This window comes from Neisseria shayeganii 871 (assembly GCF_000226875.1).
Lineage (GTDB): Bacteria > Pseudomonadota > Gammaproteobacteria > Burkholderiales > Neisseriaceae > Eikenella > Eikenella shayeganii.
The window spans coordinates 2243020-2261166 of sequence record NZ_JH164926.1 but is presented as its reverse complement, the minus strand read 5'-3'; the positions used below and the strand labels follow the sequence as shown (position 1 = coordinate 2261166).

At 57.6% G+C, this 18147-nt stretch carries 20 protein-coding genes and 1 pseudogene; 14 read left to right on the top strand and 7 right to left on the bottom strand.

The features are described from left to right. The first annotated feature begins 8 nt into the window (after window positions 1–8). Genes HMPREF9371_RS13965 through phoR form a run of 5 tightly spaced genes read left to right on the top strand, consistent with a single transcriptional unit; the run spans window position 9 to window position 4002 of the window. Complete coding sequence (locus tag HMPREF9371_RS13965; RefSeq protein WP_332247811.1) at window positions 9–179, top strand: lipoprotein signal peptidase; 171 nt, start codon at window positions 9–11, stop codon at window positions 177–179. Between the two features lie 30 nt (window positions 180–209). Then, window positions 210–1061 (top strand): phosphate ABC transporter permease PstA, encoded by an 852-nt coding sequence (pstA, locus tag HMPREF9371_RS10430; RefSeq protein WP_009120114.1) that lies wholly within the window; start codon window positions 210–212, stop codon window positions 1059–1061. A 58-nt stretch (window positions 1062–1119) separates the two neighbouring features. Then, window positions 1120–1878, top strand: a complete 759-nt coding sequence (gene pstB / locus HMPREF9371_RS10425; RefSeq protein ID WP_009120113.1) for a phosphate ABC transporter ATP-binding protein PstB — start codon at window positions 1120–1122, stop codon at window positions 1876–1878. Between the two features lie 30 nt (window positions 1879–1908). Further along, a complete protein-coding gene (phoB, locus tag HMPREF9371_RS10420) occupies window positions 1909–2604 on the top strand; it encodes a phosphate regulon transcriptional regulator PhoB (protein WP_009120112.1) in 696 nt (231 codons plus the stop codon). A 27-nt stretch (window positions 2605–2631) separates the two neighbouring features. Further along, window positions 2632–4002 carry a phosphate regulon sensor histidine kinase PhoR gene (gene phoR / locus HMPREF9371_RS10415; protein WP_009120111.1) on the top strand — a complete coding sequence of 457 codons (1371 nt, stop codon included), beginning with the start codon at window positions 2632–2634 and terminating at the stop codon, window positions 4000–4002. A gap of 1165 nt (window positions 4003–5167) precedes the next feature. Here the strand turns inward: phoR and HMPREF9371_RS10410 are convergent. From HMPREF9371_RS10410 to HMPREF9371_RS10390, 5 genes are all read right to left on the bottom strand, one after another. Further along, window positions 5168–5965: a phosphatidate cytidylyltransferase gene (locus tag HMPREF9371_RS10410; protein WP_009120108.1), complete on the bottom strand. Its 798-nt coding sequence runs from the start codon at window positions 5963–5965 to the stop codon at window positions 5168–5170. 86 nt (window positions 5966–6051) lie between these two features. Next, window positions 6052–6558, bottom strand: a complete 507-nt coding sequence (gene hpaC / locus HMPREF9371_RS10405) for a 4-hydroxyphenylacetate 3-monooxygenase, reductase component (protein WP_009120107.1) — start codon at window positions 6556–6558, stop codon at window positions 6052–6054. A gap of 4 nt (window positions 6559–6562) precedes the next feature. Beyond that, the gene (gene hpaR, locus HMPREF9371_RS10400) at window positions 6563–7027 is read right to left on the bottom strand and encodes a homoprotocatechuate degradation operon regulator HpaR (protein ID WP_040661132.1); all 465 of its coding nucleotides are present in this window, start codon (window positions 7025–7027) and stop codon (window positions 6563–6565) included. Window positions 7028–7536: 509 nt separating this feature from the next. Continuing rightward, entirely contained in the window at window positions 7537–7779 is a 243-nt protein-coding gene (locus HMPREF9371_RS12670) for a hypothetical protein (protein WP_009120103.1), read from the bottom strand. 49 nt (window positions 7780–7828) lie between these two features. After that, complete coding sequence (locus tag HMPREF9371_RS10390) at window positions 7829–8305, bottom strand: hypothetical protein (RefSeq protein WP_009120102.1); 477 nt, start codon at window positions 8303–8305, stop codon at window positions 7829–7831. A 191-nt stretch (window positions 8306–8496) separates the two neighbouring features. Between HMPREF9371_RS10390 and HMPREF9371_RS10385 the strand changes: the two genes are divergently transcribed. The 5 genes from HMPREF9371_RS10385 (at window position 8497) to HMPREF9371_RS10365 (ending at window position 12262) form a co-directional block, all read left to right on the top strand. After that, entirely contained in the window at window positions 8497–9114 is a 618-nt protein-coding gene (locus HMPREF9371_RS10385) for an alpha/beta fold hydrolase (RefSeq protein ID WP_009120100.1), read from the top strand. A 38-nt stretch (window positions 9115–9152) separates the two neighbouring features. Beyond that, the gene (locus tag HMPREF9371_RS10380; RefSeq protein WP_009120099.1) at window positions 9153–10295 is read left to right on the top strand and encodes an NADH-dependent flavin oxidoreductase; all 1143 of its coding nucleotides are present in this window, start codon (window positions 9153–9155) and stop codon (window positions 10293–10295) included. A 156-nt stretch (window positions 10296–10451) separates the two neighbouring features. Next, window positions 10452–11288 carry a CPBP family intramembrane glutamic endopeptidase gene (locus tag HMPREF9371_RS10375; RefSeq protein WP_009120098.1) on the top strand — a complete coding sequence of 279 codons (837 nt, stop codon included), beginning with the start codon at window positions 10452–10454 and terminating at the stop codon, window positions 11286–11288. Window positions 11289–11349: 61 nt separating this feature from the next. Further along, the gene (locus tag HMPREF9371_RS10370) at window positions 11350–11652 is read left to right on the top strand and encodes a DUF6968 family protein (RefSeq protein WP_009120097.1); all 303 of its coding nucleotides are present in this window, start codon (window positions 11350–11352) and stop codon (window positions 11650–11652) included. A 205-nt stretch (window positions 11653–11857) separates the two neighbouring features. Next, complete coding sequence (locus HMPREF9371_RS10365; RefSeq protein WP_009120096.1) at window positions 11858–12262, top strand: hypothetical protein; 405 nt, start codon at window positions 11858–11860, stop codon at window positions 12260–12262. A 194-nt stretch (window positions 12263–12456) separates the two neighbouring features. Here the strand turns inward: HMPREF9371_RS10365 and HMPREF9371_RS12290 are convergent, their stop codons facing one another. Then, entirely contained in the window at window positions 12457–13038 is a 582-nt protein-coding gene (locus HMPREF9371_RS12290) for an HPP family protein (RefSeq protein ID WP_232203100.1), read from the bottom strand. Between the two features lie 8 nt (window positions 13039–13046). Here HMPREF9371_RS12290 and HMPREF9371_RS10360 point away from each other — a divergent pair, with 8 nt between their 5' ends. After that, window positions 13047–13595 (top strand): TetR/AcrR family transcriptional regulator, encoded by a 549-nt coding sequence (locus tag HMPREF9371_RS10360; protein ID WP_009120094.1) that lies wholly within the window; start codon window positions 13047–13049, stop codon window positions 13593–13595. 206 nt (window positions 13596–13801) lie between these two features. Here the strand turns inward: HMPREF9371_RS10360 and HMPREF9371_RS10355 are convergent, their stop codons facing one another. Beyond that, window positions 13802–14725, bottom strand: a complete 924-nt coding sequence (locus tag HMPREF9371_RS10355) for a LysR family transcriptional regulator (protein WP_009120093.1) — start codon at window positions 14723–14725, stop codon at window positions 13802–13804. Window positions 14726–15616: 891 nt separating this feature from the next. Here HMPREF9371_RS10355 and HMPREF9371_RS13960 point away from each other — a divergent pair. The 3 genes and pseudogenes from HMPREF9371_RS13960 to HMPREF9371_RS10345 all read left to right on the top strand — a co-directional run. After that, a pseudogene (locus HMPREF9371_RS13960) lies at window positions 15617–15772 on the top strand (lipoprotein signal peptidase); the annotation flags it as partial. Between the two features lie 85 nt (window positions 15773–15857). After that, window positions 15858–16082: a hypothetical protein gene (locus HMPREF9371_RS10350; RefSeq protein WP_009120090.1), complete on the top strand. Its 225-nt coding sequence runs from the start codon at window positions 15858–15860 to the stop codon at window positions 16080–16082. Window positions 16083–16429: 347 nt separating this feature from the next. Continuing rightward, window positions 16430–18052 (top strand): 5-guanidino-2-oxopentanoate decarboxylase, encoded by a 1623-nt coding sequence (locus HMPREF9371_RS10345; RefSeq protein ID WP_009120088.1) that lies wholly within the window; start codon window positions 16430–16432, stop codon window positions 18050–18052. The last annotated feature ends 95 nt before the right edge of the window (window positions 18053–18147 follow it).

Below are 18147 nucleotides of genomic sequence, written 5' to 3'. Positions count from 1 at the left end.
TGAGACCTTTGCAAAACCCCCATCTGCGGCGCATTTCTGCGTTGTGCGCTGCTCGCTCACTTGCCTATCTAGATGATAGGTCTGTCCCACAGGGATTCCTGACGTTCACGTTCGCTGCGCTGCTACGCCTTGAACTGCATCCACATCTGGAGGTTTTGCAAAGGTCTCAGGCTACCTGAAAGCCGCCTGCCCGAAACAAGGATAACCCGATGCAAAAAACCTTCAGCAACTCCGTTTACCGCCGCCGTCGCCTGTTCAACCGTTTTCATTTGAGCATGGCCTGGCTGACCATGGCCTTCGGCTTGTTTTGGCTGGGCTGGATTTTCCACACCCTGTTTTACCAAGGTTTCAGCGGCTTGGGCACGGAGGTTTTCCGCTTGGATACGCCGCCGCCGGGCATGGCAGGCGGCCTGCGCAACGCCATTTGGGGCAGCCTGCTGATTACCCTGTTCGGCCTGTTCATCGGCACGCCGGTGGGCATTTTGTGCGGCATTTTTCTGGCCGAATTCGGCCGCCGCAGCAAGCTGGCCGCCGCCACCCGTTTTATGAACGACATCCTGCTCTCCGCACCCTCGATTGTGATCGGCCTGTTTGTGTACGGGCTGGTGGTGGTGCAGCAGGGGCATTTTTCCGGCTGGGCCGGCGCGCTGGCGCTTTCGCTGCTGGTGGTGCCGGTGGTGGTGCGCACCACCGAAAACATGTTGCGGCTGGTGCCCGACAGCCTGCGCGAAGCGGCCTATGCCTTGGGCACGCCGAAATGGAAGCTGGTGAGCATGGTCACCCTGCGTGCGGCCAAAGCCGGCGTGCTCACCGGCGTGCTGCTGGCCTTCGCCCGCATTTCCGGCGAAACCGCGCCGCTGCTGTTTACCGCGCTGAACAACCAGTTTTTCAGCACCGACATGAACCAGCCGATGGCCAATCTGCCCAATGTGATCTACCAGTTTGCCATGTCGCCCTACGAAGACTGGCACAGCTTGGCCTGGGCCGCCGCCCTGCTGATTGCGCTCACGGTGTTGGCCGCCAATATCGCCGCCCGTGTGCTGGCGCGCAACAAACACTAAACCCTGTGCAGGCCGGCCGCCTGAGGCTACCTGAAAACCGTTTCGAGGAAAGATTTTTATGTCCACGCCCAAAATCAGCGTCCGCCACTTCCATTTCCACTACGGCCGCTTTCACGCGCTGAAAAATATTTGTTTGGATATTCCCGCCAACCGGGTCACCGCCTTTATCGGCCCTTCCGGCTGCGGCAAATCCACCCTGCTGCGCACCTTCAACCGCATGTACGACCTTTATCCCGATATGAAGGCCGAAGGCGAATTGCTGCTCGACGGGCAAAACATTCTCGATAAAAACGTGGACCTCAACCTGCTGCGCGCCAAGGTGGGCATGGTGTTCCAAAAACCGACGCCCTTTCCGATGAGCATTTACGACAACGTTACCTTCGGCGTAAAACTCTACGAAAAACTCGGCAAAAGCGATTTGGACGACCGCGTGGAGTGGGCACTAAAAAAGGCCGCGCTGTGGGGCGAAGTGAAAGACAAGCTCAAACAGTCGGGCCATTCGCTCTCCGGCGGCCAGCAGCAGCGCCTGTGCATTGCCCGAGCCGTGGCCTGCAAACCTGAAGTGCTGCTGTTGGACGAGCCCACTTCCGCGCTGGATCCGATTTCCACCGCCCACATCGAAGAATTGGTGAGCGAGCTGAAAAACGACTACACCATCGCCATCGTTACCCACAATATGCAGCAGGCCGCCCGCGTATCGGACTTCACCGCCTATATGTATCTGGGCGAATTGGTCGAAGTGGGCGACACCAAGCAGGTGTTTACCAAACCGCAGCGCCAAGCCACCGAAGATTACATCACCGGCAAGTTCGGTTAAACTGCCGCCTGCCCTGTTGGAGGAGCCATCATGCCGCAAGCCCATATCCTGTTGGTTGAAGACGAAGCCGCCATCACCGCCCTGATCCGCTTCACGCTGGAGCAGGCCGGTTTTCGCGTCAGCTGCGTGGAGAGCGTGGAAGCCGCCAAGCCCCTGATTGCCGAAGAATTGCCCGATGTGGTGTTGCTGGATTGGATGCTGCCCGGGCTCTCCGGCGTCGATTTTGCCAAACAGCTGCGCCGCGACCCCCGCAGCCGCGAGCTGCCGCTGATTCTGCTCACCGCCCGCGGCGAAGAAGCCGACAAAGAGCTGGGCTTGAACCAAGGGGCGGACGACTACATCACCAAACCGTTTTCCCCCCGCGAGCTGGTGGCCCGCATCAACGCCCTCCTGCGCCGCCGCGCACCGCAAAAAACGCAGGAGCAGATACGGGTCGGCCATTTGCTGCTCGACCCCGCCGAACAGCGCGTGTCCGCCCGTGGCGAAACCCTGCCTTTCGGCCCCACCGAATTCCGCCTGCTGCATTTTTTCATGACCCATCCCGACCGCGTGTACAGCCGCCGCCAGCTCTTGGACTGGGTGTGGGGCGACCATGTGTTTTTGGAAGAGCGCACGGTGGACGTGCACATCCGCCGCCTGCGCCTCAGTCTCGAGCCGGGCGGTTGCGACGGTTGGGTGCAGACCGTGCGCGGCAGCGGCTACCGCTTCTCCGCCACCGATGCCTGAGCCTCTCAGGCTACCTGAAGCGCCGCCATGACCCCCTTGCGCAGCCATCTGGCCGATTTGCTCCTCACCCTGCTCACCGCCGCCGGCGTGGGCTGGGTGGCGGGCGGCCTCACCGGCCTGTTTGCCGCCCTCGCGCTGGTGTTGGCCGTGTGGTTGTGGCGGCATCTGCTGTATCTGCAAAAGCTGCGCCGCTGGCTGGCCAGCCCCAAACTGCGGCGGATTCCCGAAGGTCGCGGCATCTGGCAGGATGTGTTCGACACCCTGCTGGCGCAGGCCAAAAGCCGCAAAAAGCGCAAACAGCAGCTGGCCTCCGCCCTGCAGCGCTTCAACCGCGCCGCCGAAACCATGCCCAACGGCGTGATGATTCTGGATCGCGACGGCCGCATCGAATGGATGAACCGCCTCGCCGCCGAGCACCTCAATCTGCAAGAGAGCGACCGCGGCGGCATACTCGGCAACCTGATCCGCGCCCCCGAATTCCACCGCTTCCTGAATGCCCCGGCCGAAGAGAGCCGGCCGCTCAAACTCTCCCTGCCTGACGCCCGCCAACGCCCGCGCACCCTCGCGCTCACCCGCACCCCGTTTGAAAACGGCGCCGACCTGCTCATCAGCCAAGACATCAGCGCCGCCGAACAGCTCAATGCCACCCGCACCGCCTTCGTGGCCAATGTGTCGCACGAACTGCGCACCCCGCTCACCGTCATCAACGGCTTTCTCGAAACCTTGGCCGACATGCCCGATTTGCCGCGCGAACAGCAGCAGACATTCATCGCCCTGATGCGCAAAGAGGGCGAGCGCATGCTCCACCTTCTGGCCGACCTGCTCACCCTCTCGCGGCTGGAAAGCCGCACCGCCGACAGCGCCGAATACCGGCCGCTGGATCTGTCCGCCCTCTGTTTTCAGGTAGCCGAAGCAGCCCGCGCCCTGTCGCAGGGGCAGCACGCCATCGAAGCCGACATTGCGCCCGGCCTCATCATGCAGGGCATACAGGCAGACCTCTACAGCGCCCTGAGCAACCTGGCCTTCAATGCCGTGCGCTACACGCCCGCCGGCGGCCGCATCCAGATTGTTTTGGCGGCGGAGGGCGGCACCCTGCCGCCGCAGGCCCGTTTCAGCATTTGCGACAGCGGCCCCGGCATCGCGCCCGAACACCTGCCGCGCCTCACCGAACGCTTCTACCGCGTCGATCCCGGCCGCAGCCGCCAAAGCGGCGGCACCGGCCTCGGACTGGCCATCACCAAACACGCTTTGGCCGAACACAACACCCGGCTGGAAATCGACAGCACCGTCGGCGTGGGCAGCACCTTTTCCGTGCGCCTCGACCTAGCCGAACCATCCGCAGCAGCAGAAACCGCCGCCGACGTTCCAAACGGAGACAATATCCCTATTGCACAGTAGTTGAAACTTTAGGGCATGCCGTCACCGAGCGTTGCGGCGGTATTGTTGCTCAAAACCCGCATCTGCGGCCTTATCCCCCAAGGGGACGCAGAACATGCTGGCAAGATGTCCATCTGGCTGCGCTGGCTGGTTTGACTGGCGCAGCGTGTCAAACCGCCCTCTTGGAGTGAGCCTGGCAGCTGCAGATTTTGCCTCGGTAGCGTAGCGGACTTGCGAAGCTAAAAAACCGCTACGCAAGCATGATGACGACACGTCCGGGGGCGGTTGGCCGTGCTGCGATGTGGTTTGAGATGCGGTTTTTCCCGGTTACAACCGTGGATACCAAACGGAAATGCTTGCAGGGTTGGTCACCTTGCAAGCAGGAACAATACGGCAGACGTAGATTTTTGACCGGAGACCGCCACCGCACGAAATGGCGATAGGCCTTGAAGCATTTCAGTTAGGCTGAAAACTTTGCGCCGCCCATCCTCACCTCACATCCGAAACCGCAGCCTGCGGTTTCGGATGTTTTCCTTGGTTTTGGCTAAATTTCCCTGTTTTTCAGGCAATCCGCCACCTTTTAGGCAGCAACAGGCACATTAGGGTTTGTTGCCCGCTTTCAGCAGGTTCACCCACATCGCCTTCGGATGGCCTTGTATTCGTACCTTAATTCAGACCCCAATAGGCCGACCGGGCGTAAGGGAATGTACGCTGCAGGATACCGAAGCTTTGTTCCGCCAACTGGCGCACTTTCGCCGGACGGCGGTTGCGGCGGTTCTGTTCTCGGTTTAACGGCCGGCTCCGCGGTATGCATTTTGCATGGCCGCTTCCAGCCCCTGTCTTGCCAAATATGGCCGGTTTGCTTGGCTGTCGCCGCCTTTGTCTGCAAGACGGTGCTACCTTCACCAGTTCTGCCGACAAGGCGTCAGATGCCTGCTGTAGAGAGCATTGCCGGGGAGGTGTGCAATTCTCGATATAGCCTGCGGCATCAGTAGAAGGAGTAGTGTCCTTAGCCCGGGTGGAGGCGGCTGTCTTGCTCCACCCAACGGGTATCGCCGTCTTGACTCGGTGTGGTTTGCTAGAAAAGTTGCCCATTGGAACGCCCCTAAATGGCTGGGCGGCAATTTAGGGGGTATGGAGATATTTTGTAAAGGACCAAGTCTTTATTTGATGGAGCGGGGCACATTCAGGCGAATAACGCGAGTACGGCGGCATAAACGCTTAGTACCGCAATCAGCGAATCCACGCGGTCGAATACGCCGCCATGGCCGGGCAGCAGATGGCTGCTGTCTTTGACGCCTGCGGCGCGTTTCAGCCAGCTTTCCAACAAATCGCCACAGATGCCGGTGGCGGTGAGCAAAACGGCTACCAGCACGGTGCCCAACCAAGACATATCAAAGCCCAGCCAGCCCGCCGAACGCGCCCAGCTCATGTATAAGACTACGGCAAACAGGGCGCCGGCCACGCCCTCCCAGCTTTTGCCGGGGCTGATGGTGGGCGCGAGTTTTCTTTTGCCCCATAGTTTGCCGAAAACATAGGCAAACACATCGGCCACCCAAACCAACATCATTACCGCCAGCAGGGAGACGGCGTCTTCGCTGTTCGGGCGCAGGCCGGTGAGGGCAAACCAAAACGGCAGCATCAGCAGCCAACCCGCAGCCATGCCTTTCCAATCCGGGCGCAGCCGCCATTTGTTTTTCAGCCACAAGGGCATGGCCATCAGCCAAAAGCCGAGTACGCCCCACCATGCCGGTGCGGGCAGCTGCCAACCGCCGGCATGGGCCAACCACATGAATAAGGCGGTACCGGCCAGATAAGGTTTTTGCAGGCCCGAATCCATGCCGCATAAGCGGCTGTATTCCCAAAGGGCAATGAAGGCGATGAGGCCGCTGAAGGCAGCCCATAAGCCGCTGCCGGCGCCGAACAGCATGCTGAGCATCAGCGGCAGCAGCACGAGGGCGGTGAGAATGCGTAGTTTCAACATAATGGTCTTTCAGGTAGCCTTTTGACGCCGGCCAGCTGCTTGCTTATTGCTGGAACCGGATTGCAGTGCTTTTCGCCGGCAAGGGATTAAACCAAGCTGCCGAAGCGGCGGCGGAAATAGGTGAGCGCCGGCGCGGCGGTGTCGTGTACGCTGATGTGGCCGATCTCCACAAACAGGACGCGGTGGGTGCCGACGGTGGTGTGCTGCACGATTTCGCCGTGCATGTGTGCCAAGGCACCGGTGACTTGCGGCTGTCCGGTGGGGCCTTCGGCCCAGATATGGTGGAGAAACCGCTCTTCGGGGGTGAGACGGGTGATACCGGCGAAATGTTCGGCCGCATCCTGTTGGTCTGCGGCCAAGACATTGATGCACAAGCGCCCGTTGGTTTCCAGCAGGGGAACGATGCGGGCGTGGCTGTTGATGCACAGCATCACGGTGGGCGGCTGGTCGGTGATCGAAGTAACGGCCGTCATGGTGATGCCGTAGCGGCCGGCCTGGCCGTTGGTGGTGATGATGTGCACGCCGGCGGCACAGGCCGACATGGCCTCGCGGAAGGCGGTTTGCAGGGGATGAGGCGGATGTTCTGGCAGCATGGATTCAGGATTTCGCAACGGCAGCGTATTTTTTGTCGTCTTCAACGCCGATGGTGGCCAATTCGGCCAGCAGGGTGTGTAACTGGTCGATTTTGTCTTTCGGCATCAGGGTTTCGATGATGTCGTAGTGCTTGTCGATTTGGTTGACGAAATCGGTATAAGTGCGTTCGCCTAGGGAAGTGAGTTTGAGAAAAACACGGCGCTGGTCGCTGGCGGGTTTCAGGCGCATCACCAAGTCCATTTTTTCCAAACGGGTGAGGATGCCGGTGAGGCTGGGGCGCAGAATGCAGGCGGTACGGGCCAAATCTTGGAAATCCATGGTGCCGTTTTCTGCCAGCAAGCGCAGAATCCGCCATTGTTGGTCGGTCAGCCCGACTTCGTTCAGCAGGGGGCGGAAATGGGTCATCAAGGCTTCGCGCGCTTGAATCAGGGCGATGTTGAGCGACATGTGTTTGGACGGGTGAATCATAATGGCAAACATTCCCTTCGGTTATGAACAGGCGGCATCAGGCGCAGGCCGCCGGATTTTGTTTCTTTCAATTTTAATAATCGAATTATAGCCCTTCCGCAGTCAGGCTGGAAACGTGTCTGCCGCTTGATTGCGTCAATCGCAACCAAAGCGCTCGGCTATGAATCGGCCGGGGGCGGGTTGGAGATTCGCTTGAGTGGCATGAACCTGTTCACAATTTCCGTGAAAGCGGTATTGTTGATCAAGACCGCCGGCGCAACGGCCTGAGACCTTGGCAAAACCCCATCTGCGGCGCATTTCTGCGTTGTGCGTTTATGCCCTATGGGTACTGCTCGCTCACTTGCCTATCGTGTGATATGTCTGTCCCACGGGGATTCCTGGCGTTCACGCTCGCTGCGCTGCTACGCCTTGAACTGCATCCACATCAAGGGTTTTTGCAAAGGTCTCAGCCTGCCGAAAGGAGCGGGCCTGGCCCGAACCCACACAAAGCAAACGCTTTCCGAATCCGATTAGCGGTCTGCTTCGTCAAACGGCGCTTTGCCTTGTTCGCGACGGGTCAGATAGGTGGCGAACAGCGGAAACAAAGCGGCCAGCAGGCAACAGCCGCCGATAATCAGCAGCGCGATGCCGCCAATCGGCTGGTTGAGCACTTCATGTATCCAATCGCCCATGCCCAGCAGCGTCATCAGGCCGGGAATCAGGGCGCATAAGCCGCAAATCAGAATAATGACGGAACCGACGGGTAAACGCATGACAAAGCTCCTTTCATCTGAGATCAGCACAAAAACCAGTGGTTTGTCTTTACGGCAGCGCTGGCTCGCTTTCACAAACCACGCCCTTGGGATGGGCGGCACGGTAGCGTTCGGTCAAATCGTCTGCCACCATTGCGGCATAAAGCACCAAGCCCAAACTGGCCGGCAACAAGGCGATTCCGAGCCAAGCCCGCCACAGCGCCGGCCACCCGTGCCGCACGCGGACTTTCCTCCAGGTTTTGCGCCCCGGTGGCGGATATTGTTTGCTGCGCAGCATGCGCAGAGCGTCCGGCAGCAGCCAAGCCGCAAACAACACCAGCGGCAAAACAGGGCCGAAGGTGCTGCCGTAGAACACCACGGTATAGCCGGGGATGCCCCACAGGCTGCGGCAGTCGGCATGGTTGGCGAAATCGTGGAAGGCGGGAAAAAAGATAAAATGCAGCCAGCAACCAATCAGGCTGAACACAACTGCAAAGCGGATGCGGACGGCGCGGCTGTAACGCGGGGCATAGTATGGGCCGGACATGATTTTCCCTGATGGTTGCGATGCATGATTCAGAGCCTTTATCCTAACAGATGCCGGTGGCGTAGCAAATCAGGCTACCTGAAAGCCGTCCGCATTCGGGGCGCAAACATCGGGCTGTTTTCAGGTAGCCTGCTGCCGATTAAACCGCATCAGCAAACTACCCTAACGATCAGCGCAAGGAAGATTTAATTGTGAATAGCCGAAACAAATCCATTTTGTTTTTACCCGGCGCGTCGGGTGATCCGGCATTTTGGCAGCCGGTGGCGGATTTGATGCCGTCGGATTGCTGCTGTACCGTACAGACTTATCCTGAATTTGCCGGACAGCCTCCTCACCCAGCCGTTCAGGATTTTGCTGGTTTGTGCGACTGGGTATTGGCAAAAATTCAAGAGCCTACTGTGCTGGTAGCGCAATCGATGGGCGGCATCATTGCCATGCAGGCGGCTTTGTGCCAGCCCGAGCAAGTGCGAGGTTTGGTGCTGGTTGCCACATCCGGCGGCATGGATGTATCGGCTTTCGGTGCGGAAGACTGGCGCAGCGCTTATTTGTTGGAACAGCCGCAGCTGCCGACATGGTTTGTAGAAGCGGATTGCGATTTGTCACCGGATTTTGCCGAGATTCAAGCGCCCGTGCTGCTGATTTGGGGCGGCGATGACCGCATCAGCCCGCCTGCCGTCGGACGTTTTTTGCAGCAGGCATTGCCGAATGCCGAGTTGGCAGTGATACCGCATGGCGGGCACGATGTGGCACACACTCATGCGGCGGAAGTAGCGGCGCTGATTCGCGATTATTTGAATGAGGCCGTCTGAAAACCATGCCTGTCTGAAACACAAGAAAGTGATACACAATGAACCCGAAATACGCCCCGCTTTTCCAACCCTACACCCTCAACAACGGCGTGGTCGTGAAAAACCGTTTGGTGGTCGCGCCCATGACGCATTGGGCTTCCAACGCAGACGGCAGCATCAGCGAGGGTGAACGCCGTTTTTTGCAAAACCGCTTTGAAGGCTTCGGCCTGTTTATCGCCGCCGCCACGCTGGTGTCGCCTGAAGGCAAAGCGTTTAGCGGGCAGCCGGAAGCCATCGGCGCGGAAGATTTGCCGAGCTTGGCAGAAGTGGCGCAGATTGCCCACGCGCAAGGCGCAAAAGCCGTTTTGCAGCTGCATCACGGCGGCAGCAAAGCGATGGCCGATTTGTTGGCAGGCGCCGACAAAGTGGCGCCGTCGGCCGACGCAGCCAGCGGTTCGCGCGCGCTTACCGCCCCGGAAATTCACGCGCTGATTGAAGCCTTTGCCCGCGCCGCCGAGTTGGCGCTTCAGGCAGGCTTTGACGGTGTGGAAATACACGGCGCCAACGGCTATTTGATTCAACAGTTTGTTTCTGCCCAAAGCAACCGCCGCAACGACGAATGGGGCGGCAGCCTAGGCAACCGCCTGCGCTTTTCGCTGACCATCGTCGATGCCATCGATGCCGTGCGCCGCCAACACAAGCGCCCCGATTTTATTCTCGGCTACCGTTTCTCGCCCGAAGAGGGCGGCGACAAGGGCCTGACCATGCAGGACACGTTTGCGCTGATTGATGCCATGGTGCAAAAGCCGCTGCAATACCTGCACGTTTCGCTGTGGGATTTCTACAAAAAAGCCCGCCGCGGAGCCGATACAAATTTGACGCGCATCGAGCAGATACACCAACGCATCGGCGGCAAACTGCCCCTGATCGGCGTAGGCAACCTGTTTACCGCCGAACAGATTTTGGCGGCCTACCAAACCGGCTGGGCGGAATTCATCGCACTGGGCAAAACCGTGATGATTAACCCTGATTTGGTCGCGCTGATTGAAAGCGGCCGCGAAGCCGAAATCGTGTGCGAACTCGACCCCGACAAAGCCGACCATTACCGCATCCCCGATAGATTATGGCAGCAATGCCAAATGGGGTTGGCCTACCTGCCACCGATAAAAGGCAGCAAAAACTGGCAGCCGGTGGATATTTGATTAGGGATAGGCTTCATGAGTAGGGCGGGCATCCCTGCCCGCCACTCAGACTCGCAAGTTTGAATCATACAGAGCGCAAGGGTGCCAACCATACGGTTGCATCATGAAGTGATACCGTCTGAAAAACATACCTGCACAAACAACAAGGAACTACCGATGAACCCAACCCAATACATCGTCAACCCCGCGGTTTACCGGCCTGTGTTTTTCTTCGCCGGGTCGCTGCTGCTGCCGTGGGCGTTGTGGTTTGCAGCGGCGTATCTCAGCCACCAGCCCGACGGCGGGCACAAAGGTTTGCTCACGGCCTTGCTGTTGGCCGGTTTGCTCGTGCCGATGTGTTTGGCCGCGGCTTTGTTGTGGCGGCAGCCTTCTCTGCGGGCGGATGCTTTGTTGCGTTTGCGTTTTTCCGGCGTGCGCAAACGGTATTGGCTGGCGGCGGTGCTGTTGCCGCCGCTGTCGCTGGTGTTGGCGCAGGGCGTGTCGCTGTTGTTCGGCTATTCTGCCGGGCAGTTCCATATTTCAGGTAGCCCTTCGTTTACTTCGGCGCTGATTTCGCCGTGGCTGGCTTTGGTGCTCGGGGCGGTGCTGGAAGAGCTGGCGTGGCACTCCTACGGCACGGACGCGCTGCTGTCGCGCTTCAGCCTGTTTGCCGCGTCGCTGGTTTTCACCGTGTACTGGGCGCTTTGGCATGTGCCGCTAGGCTTGGTGAAAGGCTATTACCACAGCGAACTGGTGGCGCAAGGCTGGCTTTACACCGCCAATTTTGTCGCCAGCATGGTGGTGTTTGTGCTACTGATGAACTGGCTGTATCTGAAAAGCGGGCGCAGTATTATGGTGGCGCTGCTGTTTCATCTGGCCGCCAATCTCGGCAACGAGATATTCCAAACCCACCCCGACAGCAAAGTGATTCAGACAGGCATTCTGCTGCTGTTGACTGGGGCGGTATTGTGGAAAGAGCGAACTTTGTTTTTCAGACGGCCTCAGTGTGAATAGGTTGGCTGAAAGGCCGTCTGAAAACATTGCAGACCGCCGAATCAATAAGGAATAAAATATCATGGCCGAAAAACTGAACATTGACACCGCCATCGCCTACCGTACGCTTGAGTTGGCAGGCAATCCCAAAGAGCAAGTGAACATCTTCATCGGCAAACCCGAAAAACTGCACGAAGAAGAATGGGTGTGCCCCTACCGCATCGTCGGCGCGGGCAAAGACATCAATTTCCAAATCCACGCCCTAGACGGCATTCAAACCTTGCAACTTATCTGGAAAGTGATAGACGGTACACTTGCCGGCGCAAATTTGGCATTGTGCTGGCCGGGCGGTGATCCGTTTGCAGGCTTCGCCGAAGAGTATTGATGAAAGAAAAGGCCGTCTGAAATCCGGGCTACGTTTGCTCGGCAAATCTTTGCAGCAAATCCGTTGCCAAGGTTTTGGAGCGGCTTGGCTCCGGCACGGCCATCAGGGCAGAACAGGCGGCTACGGCAACCGGAACGGCGCAAAAGCCCCGGCTGCCTGCTATATAATTCCCGTTCCGATACCGTTAAATCAAAGGAGTGCAATCATGCGCATTGTTTCATGGCCGGCTTTGGCCGCAGCGGCTTTGCTGCTCGGCGGTTGTATCACCATGGATAATCTGACTTTAGACAGCGTTGCCATCGGCGGCTATCAGCCGGATCCGAACGGCCGCTACGGCAGCTTCAGTTGCGACAACGGCTACCGCGTGTCCATCAAATACCTCAGCCCCACCCGCATCAGCCTGAGTTTCCACAACGGCAAAGACCGGTTTATCGACTATCTTGACGGCCAAGTTGATGCTGCAGGAGACGGCCGCTACGCCAACAGCCTGAACAATCTGCGCTGGCAGGAAACAAATAATGCCGGCGTTCTCACTTACCCCGCCGGCGACTGGCGCACCAGCCGCCGCCTGCTGTCAACCGCCTGTACCCCACGCAGCCGGCATCCTTAGCAAGCGTAGTGTGCGTGCCACTTGCACGCACGCGTTGCCTAAACCTCCAAATCTGCGTGCGCGGGCTTTGCCACACCCTACCAGTGGCACCATCATAAAACAGTCCAAACAAGCTACCTGAAAGGCCGTCTGAAAAACAATGCCTGTCTGAAAACACTTTTCAGACAGGCATCATTAAAACCAAGCGATTAAAACTAAAACCAGTAAGTCGGATAGCGTCTACCTTCACCCCAATTGTTATAGAACAAAGCAACCGCCACCAAAATCAGGGAACCTAACAATGTAGGCGTTAATAAAAAATCCCAACCGACCCCGCCCAACATCACAATCAATGGATTTGAACCGGCAGGAGGATGCGGAACGCGCAGAATAAGCATCAAGGCAATAGCTGTTCCGACCGCAAGCGCCATATTCCACCAGCCAGAACCGAAAATGCCCATAAGTATCAAACCCGTCAAGGTGGCGACAAAATGCCCGCCTATTACATTTCGAGGCTGTGCAAACGGGCTTTGCGGGTAGGCAAATACCAATAAACAACTTGCTCCGAAAGAACCTAACACCAAAGGCAACACCAGAGTGTTTCCCAAACCCGCGAAAGCTGCTGTGGCCAAGACGGCGCCAAGCCAAGCAAATCCAATGGTTTTCCAAGGCAGGCGAGGCGGGCAGTTTTCTGTTGCTTGAAAGCGTGGTTTATCGACCATATGATTCTCCGTATCAATTAAATTGAATACACCGATTGGTATACCAATAATATACCGTTCGGTATATTGAGACAAGGGTTCACATGGATATCCGTCAGAAAATCTTGGAAACTGCTTATCAAACGTTTTATCGTCGAGGCTTTCATGCCTGCGGTGTAGAGTTGTTGGCAGCGCAGGCCAATACGACCAAACGGACACTTTATGCGCATTTCGGCAGCAAAGAAGGTCTGATTGAAGCCGTTTTGCAATACCGGCACGAGCAATTTATCCAAAATATGATTGATGCATTAGCGTGTTATGCGGAGCAGCAAACGGCTTATGCTTATCTCGATTTCATTATCAATTGGACACAATCTGCCGACTTTCACGGCTGCATGTTTATCAACGCGTGTGCCGAGTATTCCGATAAGGCGAGCATGCCGCATCAAAAATCAAGCCGACATAAGTCCGAAGTCAGGCAGATTCTGCGTCAACGTTTGCAAAACTGCGGTGTGCCTGAGTCGGATAAAAAAGCCGATATGTTGTTTATGATTGGGGAAGGATGGATTGTTGCCGCACAAAGCGGACAAGATTTGGCCTGTTCCATAGAAGAAATGGCTAATCTGATTGATGAACGTGGGCTGGGTTCCTGAATCTGAGCCAAGCACCGAGCTTGCCTGAAACCCCACTGCCTGTCTGAAAACAGAATAGAAGATGGTGAACAAGCCTGCCGTCACCCTACTGTGTTGCCAGAACAAGGTCTCAGGCTACCTGAAAAGCAAATGGCTGGCGGGATAGATACGGCCGATGCGGATTCTGGCCCAAAATACCGTGGCAACGCTTGCAGAGGGCATACTCCCTACGTTTGGGGGAAACCTGACTCTGCCGCCAAGCCGGCCAACAGTTGTTGCACTACCCAGTCCACCCGCGGATCAGGTTCCGGCCGGAATACCGCCATGTGTGCCACCTGATAAGCCGTTTGCGCGGGCAGCAGCGCTTTTAGGGTTCCTTCTGCCACCAACGGGGCAGCGTAATCCTGAGGCAAGAAGCCGATGTGGCTGCCGGCCAAGATAAACAGCAGGGTGACTTCCATGTGATAGGCGGTGGCCGTGATCTGTTGCGGTGACAGTGTCGAAAGCGAAGGCGAGAGCAGGTAGCCGCGTCTGACCCAGGCATAATCGGATTCCAATTGTCCGACGGTCAGTGTCGGCTCGCCGGCCGCGGGGTGGTCACGGTGGCAGTAAATGTGTTGGGTTTCTTCCCACACCGGCAGGTAGCGCAGATTTTTTAGCGGCTGGGCAAAATAGCCAAACCCCAAGTCGGTCTGCTTTGAGGCCACTGCGGTTTCCATCTCTTGCGGTGAGCGCACATCGGCGGTCAAACGCAAATCGGGATGGCGGCGGTAAGCCTGGCGGATGGTTTCTGCGAGCGCCTGAGTGAAACGGTCCGGCATATGGTCCACCATGCATAAGCGCAAAGTGCCTGAAAACTGTTCGTTCCGCCGTCGGATTCCCTGCACTTCATGGTGAAATTCGCGGGTGGCATGCAATAGGCGCAAGCAGGCTTGATAGAGTTGTTCTCCGGTACGGGTCAGCTCAAAACCGCTGCGTCCCCGGCGACACAGCTTGGTATCCAAGCTGCTTTCCAAGTGCGCCAAATGCGTGCTGATGGCCGACTGGGACATATTGAGCCGAGCTTGGGCGGCGCTGATCCCGCGGCATTCGACAATGGCCACAAAAGCCTGAAGTGCTTTGATGTCATGTTTCAGCAAGGTGTGGAGCATCACAATTTCCCCGATTTCCTAGGGTCTGTTGACAATTGGTACGATGGCGGTATTTTTGGCGTCAATCTCCGCCTACTGTGGCCAAAATGCTCGCAAGATGTTCAATCTTGCTGCGCTGGCTGGTTTGACTAGCGCAGCGTGTCAAACCGCCCTCTTCGAGTGAGCCTAATATGCAAAAATTTCCACTCAAAAAATGCTGCATTAGCCAAATATCAACAGACCCTAGCCCGGCAAGGCCGGATGTTGATTGGAATATAGCGCCGGTCAGAGGTTGGTGGCAGATTATAAGGCGCAGACCTTAACAAAATCCCATTTGCGGCGGATGACGGCCTGGTGTGTCCATGCCCCATGATATCTTGTTCCGCAGGGTTTCTCGCCTTAAGGATCTTGGCGTTGCCGTCCCTTGAGCTGCCTGCGCATCTGAAGGTTTTGCCCAGGTTTCAGGCTACCTGAAAACATTCGGGCAGCTTTTTTTACCGACACATTTTGAAGCAATCGTTTCTGCTCTCCCAAAAAAACGCTTATTTTTCTTATCTTTTTTTCGGGTCTTATCCGGCTCGGTGTCACCAGCCGTTCGGCTGTTCTGTCTTCCCCATTTCATTCTCATTCATATTCCGCAAGGGCCGTACCTGGTGTTCGGTTTGCGTGGTCATGCGTGGTTTGAATCGGCTGCTTTCGGTACAAACATTTCAATTTCGAATGTTGGCATCAGAAATTCGGCATAGAAACGGCGGCCAAAAACTTTTATTTTTGTTTTTGTCTGCGGGCAGCAGGAGAGAAAAACCTGCCATCTGCCCGCTGCCTGCATGACAGCGAGGCTGCCCAAGCCGCCAGTGCTTTCAGCTTTAGCCCATGTGCGGACAGTGGGGCTTGGCGGCGGTAAAAACGGTGATGAACAGGTGGAGACCTTTGCAAAACCCCCATCTGCGGCGCATTTCTGCGTTGTGTGCTGCTCGCTCGCTTGCCTATCTCCATGATATGTCTGCGCTCGCTGCGCTGCTACGCCTTGAACTGCATCCACATCTGGGGGTTTTGCAAAGGTCTCAGACGATCAGTCCGTTGGCGGACGCGCAGCCAGACCGTTTTCCTGGCCCATTGATGCCTATCCATTTCTACATTCAGGAGCCTGACCATGTTCAACCAACCCCTCAGCGGCAAGGGCATTGAAAGTGAACTGACTCGCTTTGTGATTGCCTGTTTGTCGCTTACCCAAGTGATTTACATGACCGAAGTCGGCGCCTTGATACTCAAAGCGCGCTTGGGCTTGAATATCTTGGAGCTGTTTGCCGTTTTTCTGCTGCGAACCCTGATTACCTTGCCCATCATCGTACTGATGGCGCATTGGGTTGTGTTTTGAGTACCCTTGTGCGCCGCAGACCAGCTGCTTGGTTTGCGGCGCACGGTGATGGCTTGGCTGTGCGCCGCAAGGGGGCGCCACCGTTTTAACCCATCAAAATACTTATCGTCCATGATCACCAGGGTCAGCGGAAAGAACAGGCTACCTGAAAACCCTGGGCCTGTTTCAGGTCTTTCATAACGTCGGTATTGGCGGGCAATAGCCCGTGTGCCGTCTTTTCGGCCCGGCAGCTGTGGCATGTGCAAAACCGCCGCCACATTTTCTGACCACACGCCCCCGCCGGCGCTTGTTTCACTGCGGTGTGCTGCCTGCAAAGGCGTGACGCGCCGCCACTACTGGAATACGCTATGTCTTTACTTCCCCCCCATGCCACTTGCGGCGAAGCTTTGGTTCATCTGTTGGCCGCTTACGGCATCGATACCGTTTTCGGCATTCCCGGCGTCCACACCGTTTCGCTTTATCGGGGTTTGCCGCAAACCACTATCCGCCACATCACGCCCCGTCACGAGCAGGGCGCCGGCTTTATGGCCGACGGCTATGCCCGCGTCAGCGGCAAACCCGGCGTTTGTTTCATCATCACCGGCCCCGGCATGACCAATATTCTCACTGCCATGGGGCAGGCGTATGCCGACTCCGTGCCGATGCTGGTGATTTCGAGCGTCAACAAAACCCATCAGTTGGGTTTGGGCGAAGGCCGCCTGCACGAGTTGAAAAACCAAAGTGAGATGGTGGCCGGTGTGGCTGCCTTCAGTCATACCCTCATGCGGCCGCAAGACCTGCCCAAAGTATTGGCCCGCGCTTTTTCGGTGTTCAACAGCAGCCGTCCCCGGCCGGTACACATAGAGATTCCGATTGATATCATCGATGCGCCCTTCGGCGAACCCTCGGTGCGGGCTGCGGCATTGCCGGACAAACCCTGTGCCCCGAAGGAGGCCTTGGCGCAAGCGGGTGCATGGATGCGCCATGCCGTACGGCCGCTGCTGTTGTTGGGCGGCGGTTGCGCACGCGCCGATCCTGCGCGGGTACAGGCCTTGGTGGAAGCTTGGGACGCACCGGTGTGTTGCACCATCAATGCCAAAGGCCTATTGCCGAACGGGCATCCCTTGCAATTGGGCAGCAACCAGTCGCTGCCGGCCGTGCGCGAACTGGCGGCACAGGCCGATGTGGTGCTGGCCATCGGCACCGAGCTGGGCGAAACCGATTACGACGTGGTGTTCGACGGCAACTTTCAGTTGGGCGGCCGCCTGATCCGCATCGATATCGATGCCGAGCAGCTACAGCGCAACCATCTAGCAGACCTGGCCATAGTGGGCGATGCCGCCGATGCCGTCAGCCGCTTGGCCGATATGATGGCAGCCGCACCCATTTCTCGCCAAGGCGCCCAAAGAGCGGCGGCGGTCCGCGAAGCGCTGGCGGCGTATTGGCCGCCGGCCTGGTTGAAGCAGGCTGCCGTCTTGGCGCAAGTGCGGCAAACTTTGCCGGGCGTGATTGTGGTGGGCGACTCTACCCAGCCCGTCTATTCCGGCAACCATTTGTACGAGCCGGATACGCCTCGTGCTTGGTTTAACGCCTCCACGGGTTACGGCACCTTGGGTTATGCCTTGCCGGCCGCTTCCGGGGCCAAATTGGCGGCACCCCACCGCCCGGTGGTGTGCCTGATCGGCGACGGTGGCATTCAGTTTACCCTGCCCGAGCTGGCGTCGGCCGTAGAGGCGGGCATCGGCATTGTGGTTTTGCTGTGGAACAATCACGGCTATGGCGAAATCAAACGCTATATGCGCCGGGAAGGCTTGCCCGAAATCGGGGTGGACATCTATACGCCCGATTTCCAAACTTTGGCGCGCGGATTCGGCTGCCAGAGCGCCAGAGTCAGTAATCTGGCCGAGCTGGGAGCGGCTTTGCGTCAAGCCGCTCCTAATCGGCCGACCTTGATTGAAATCGTTGAAGACGATTTTGACGCAGACCGTTAACCGTTTTATCTGAGTGCGAAACCCCCTGCTGCCGGCTTATTCAGCCCACAGCAGGGGGTTTCGCTGCGGAAAACAGAGAAGGGTTTGGGCTTTTC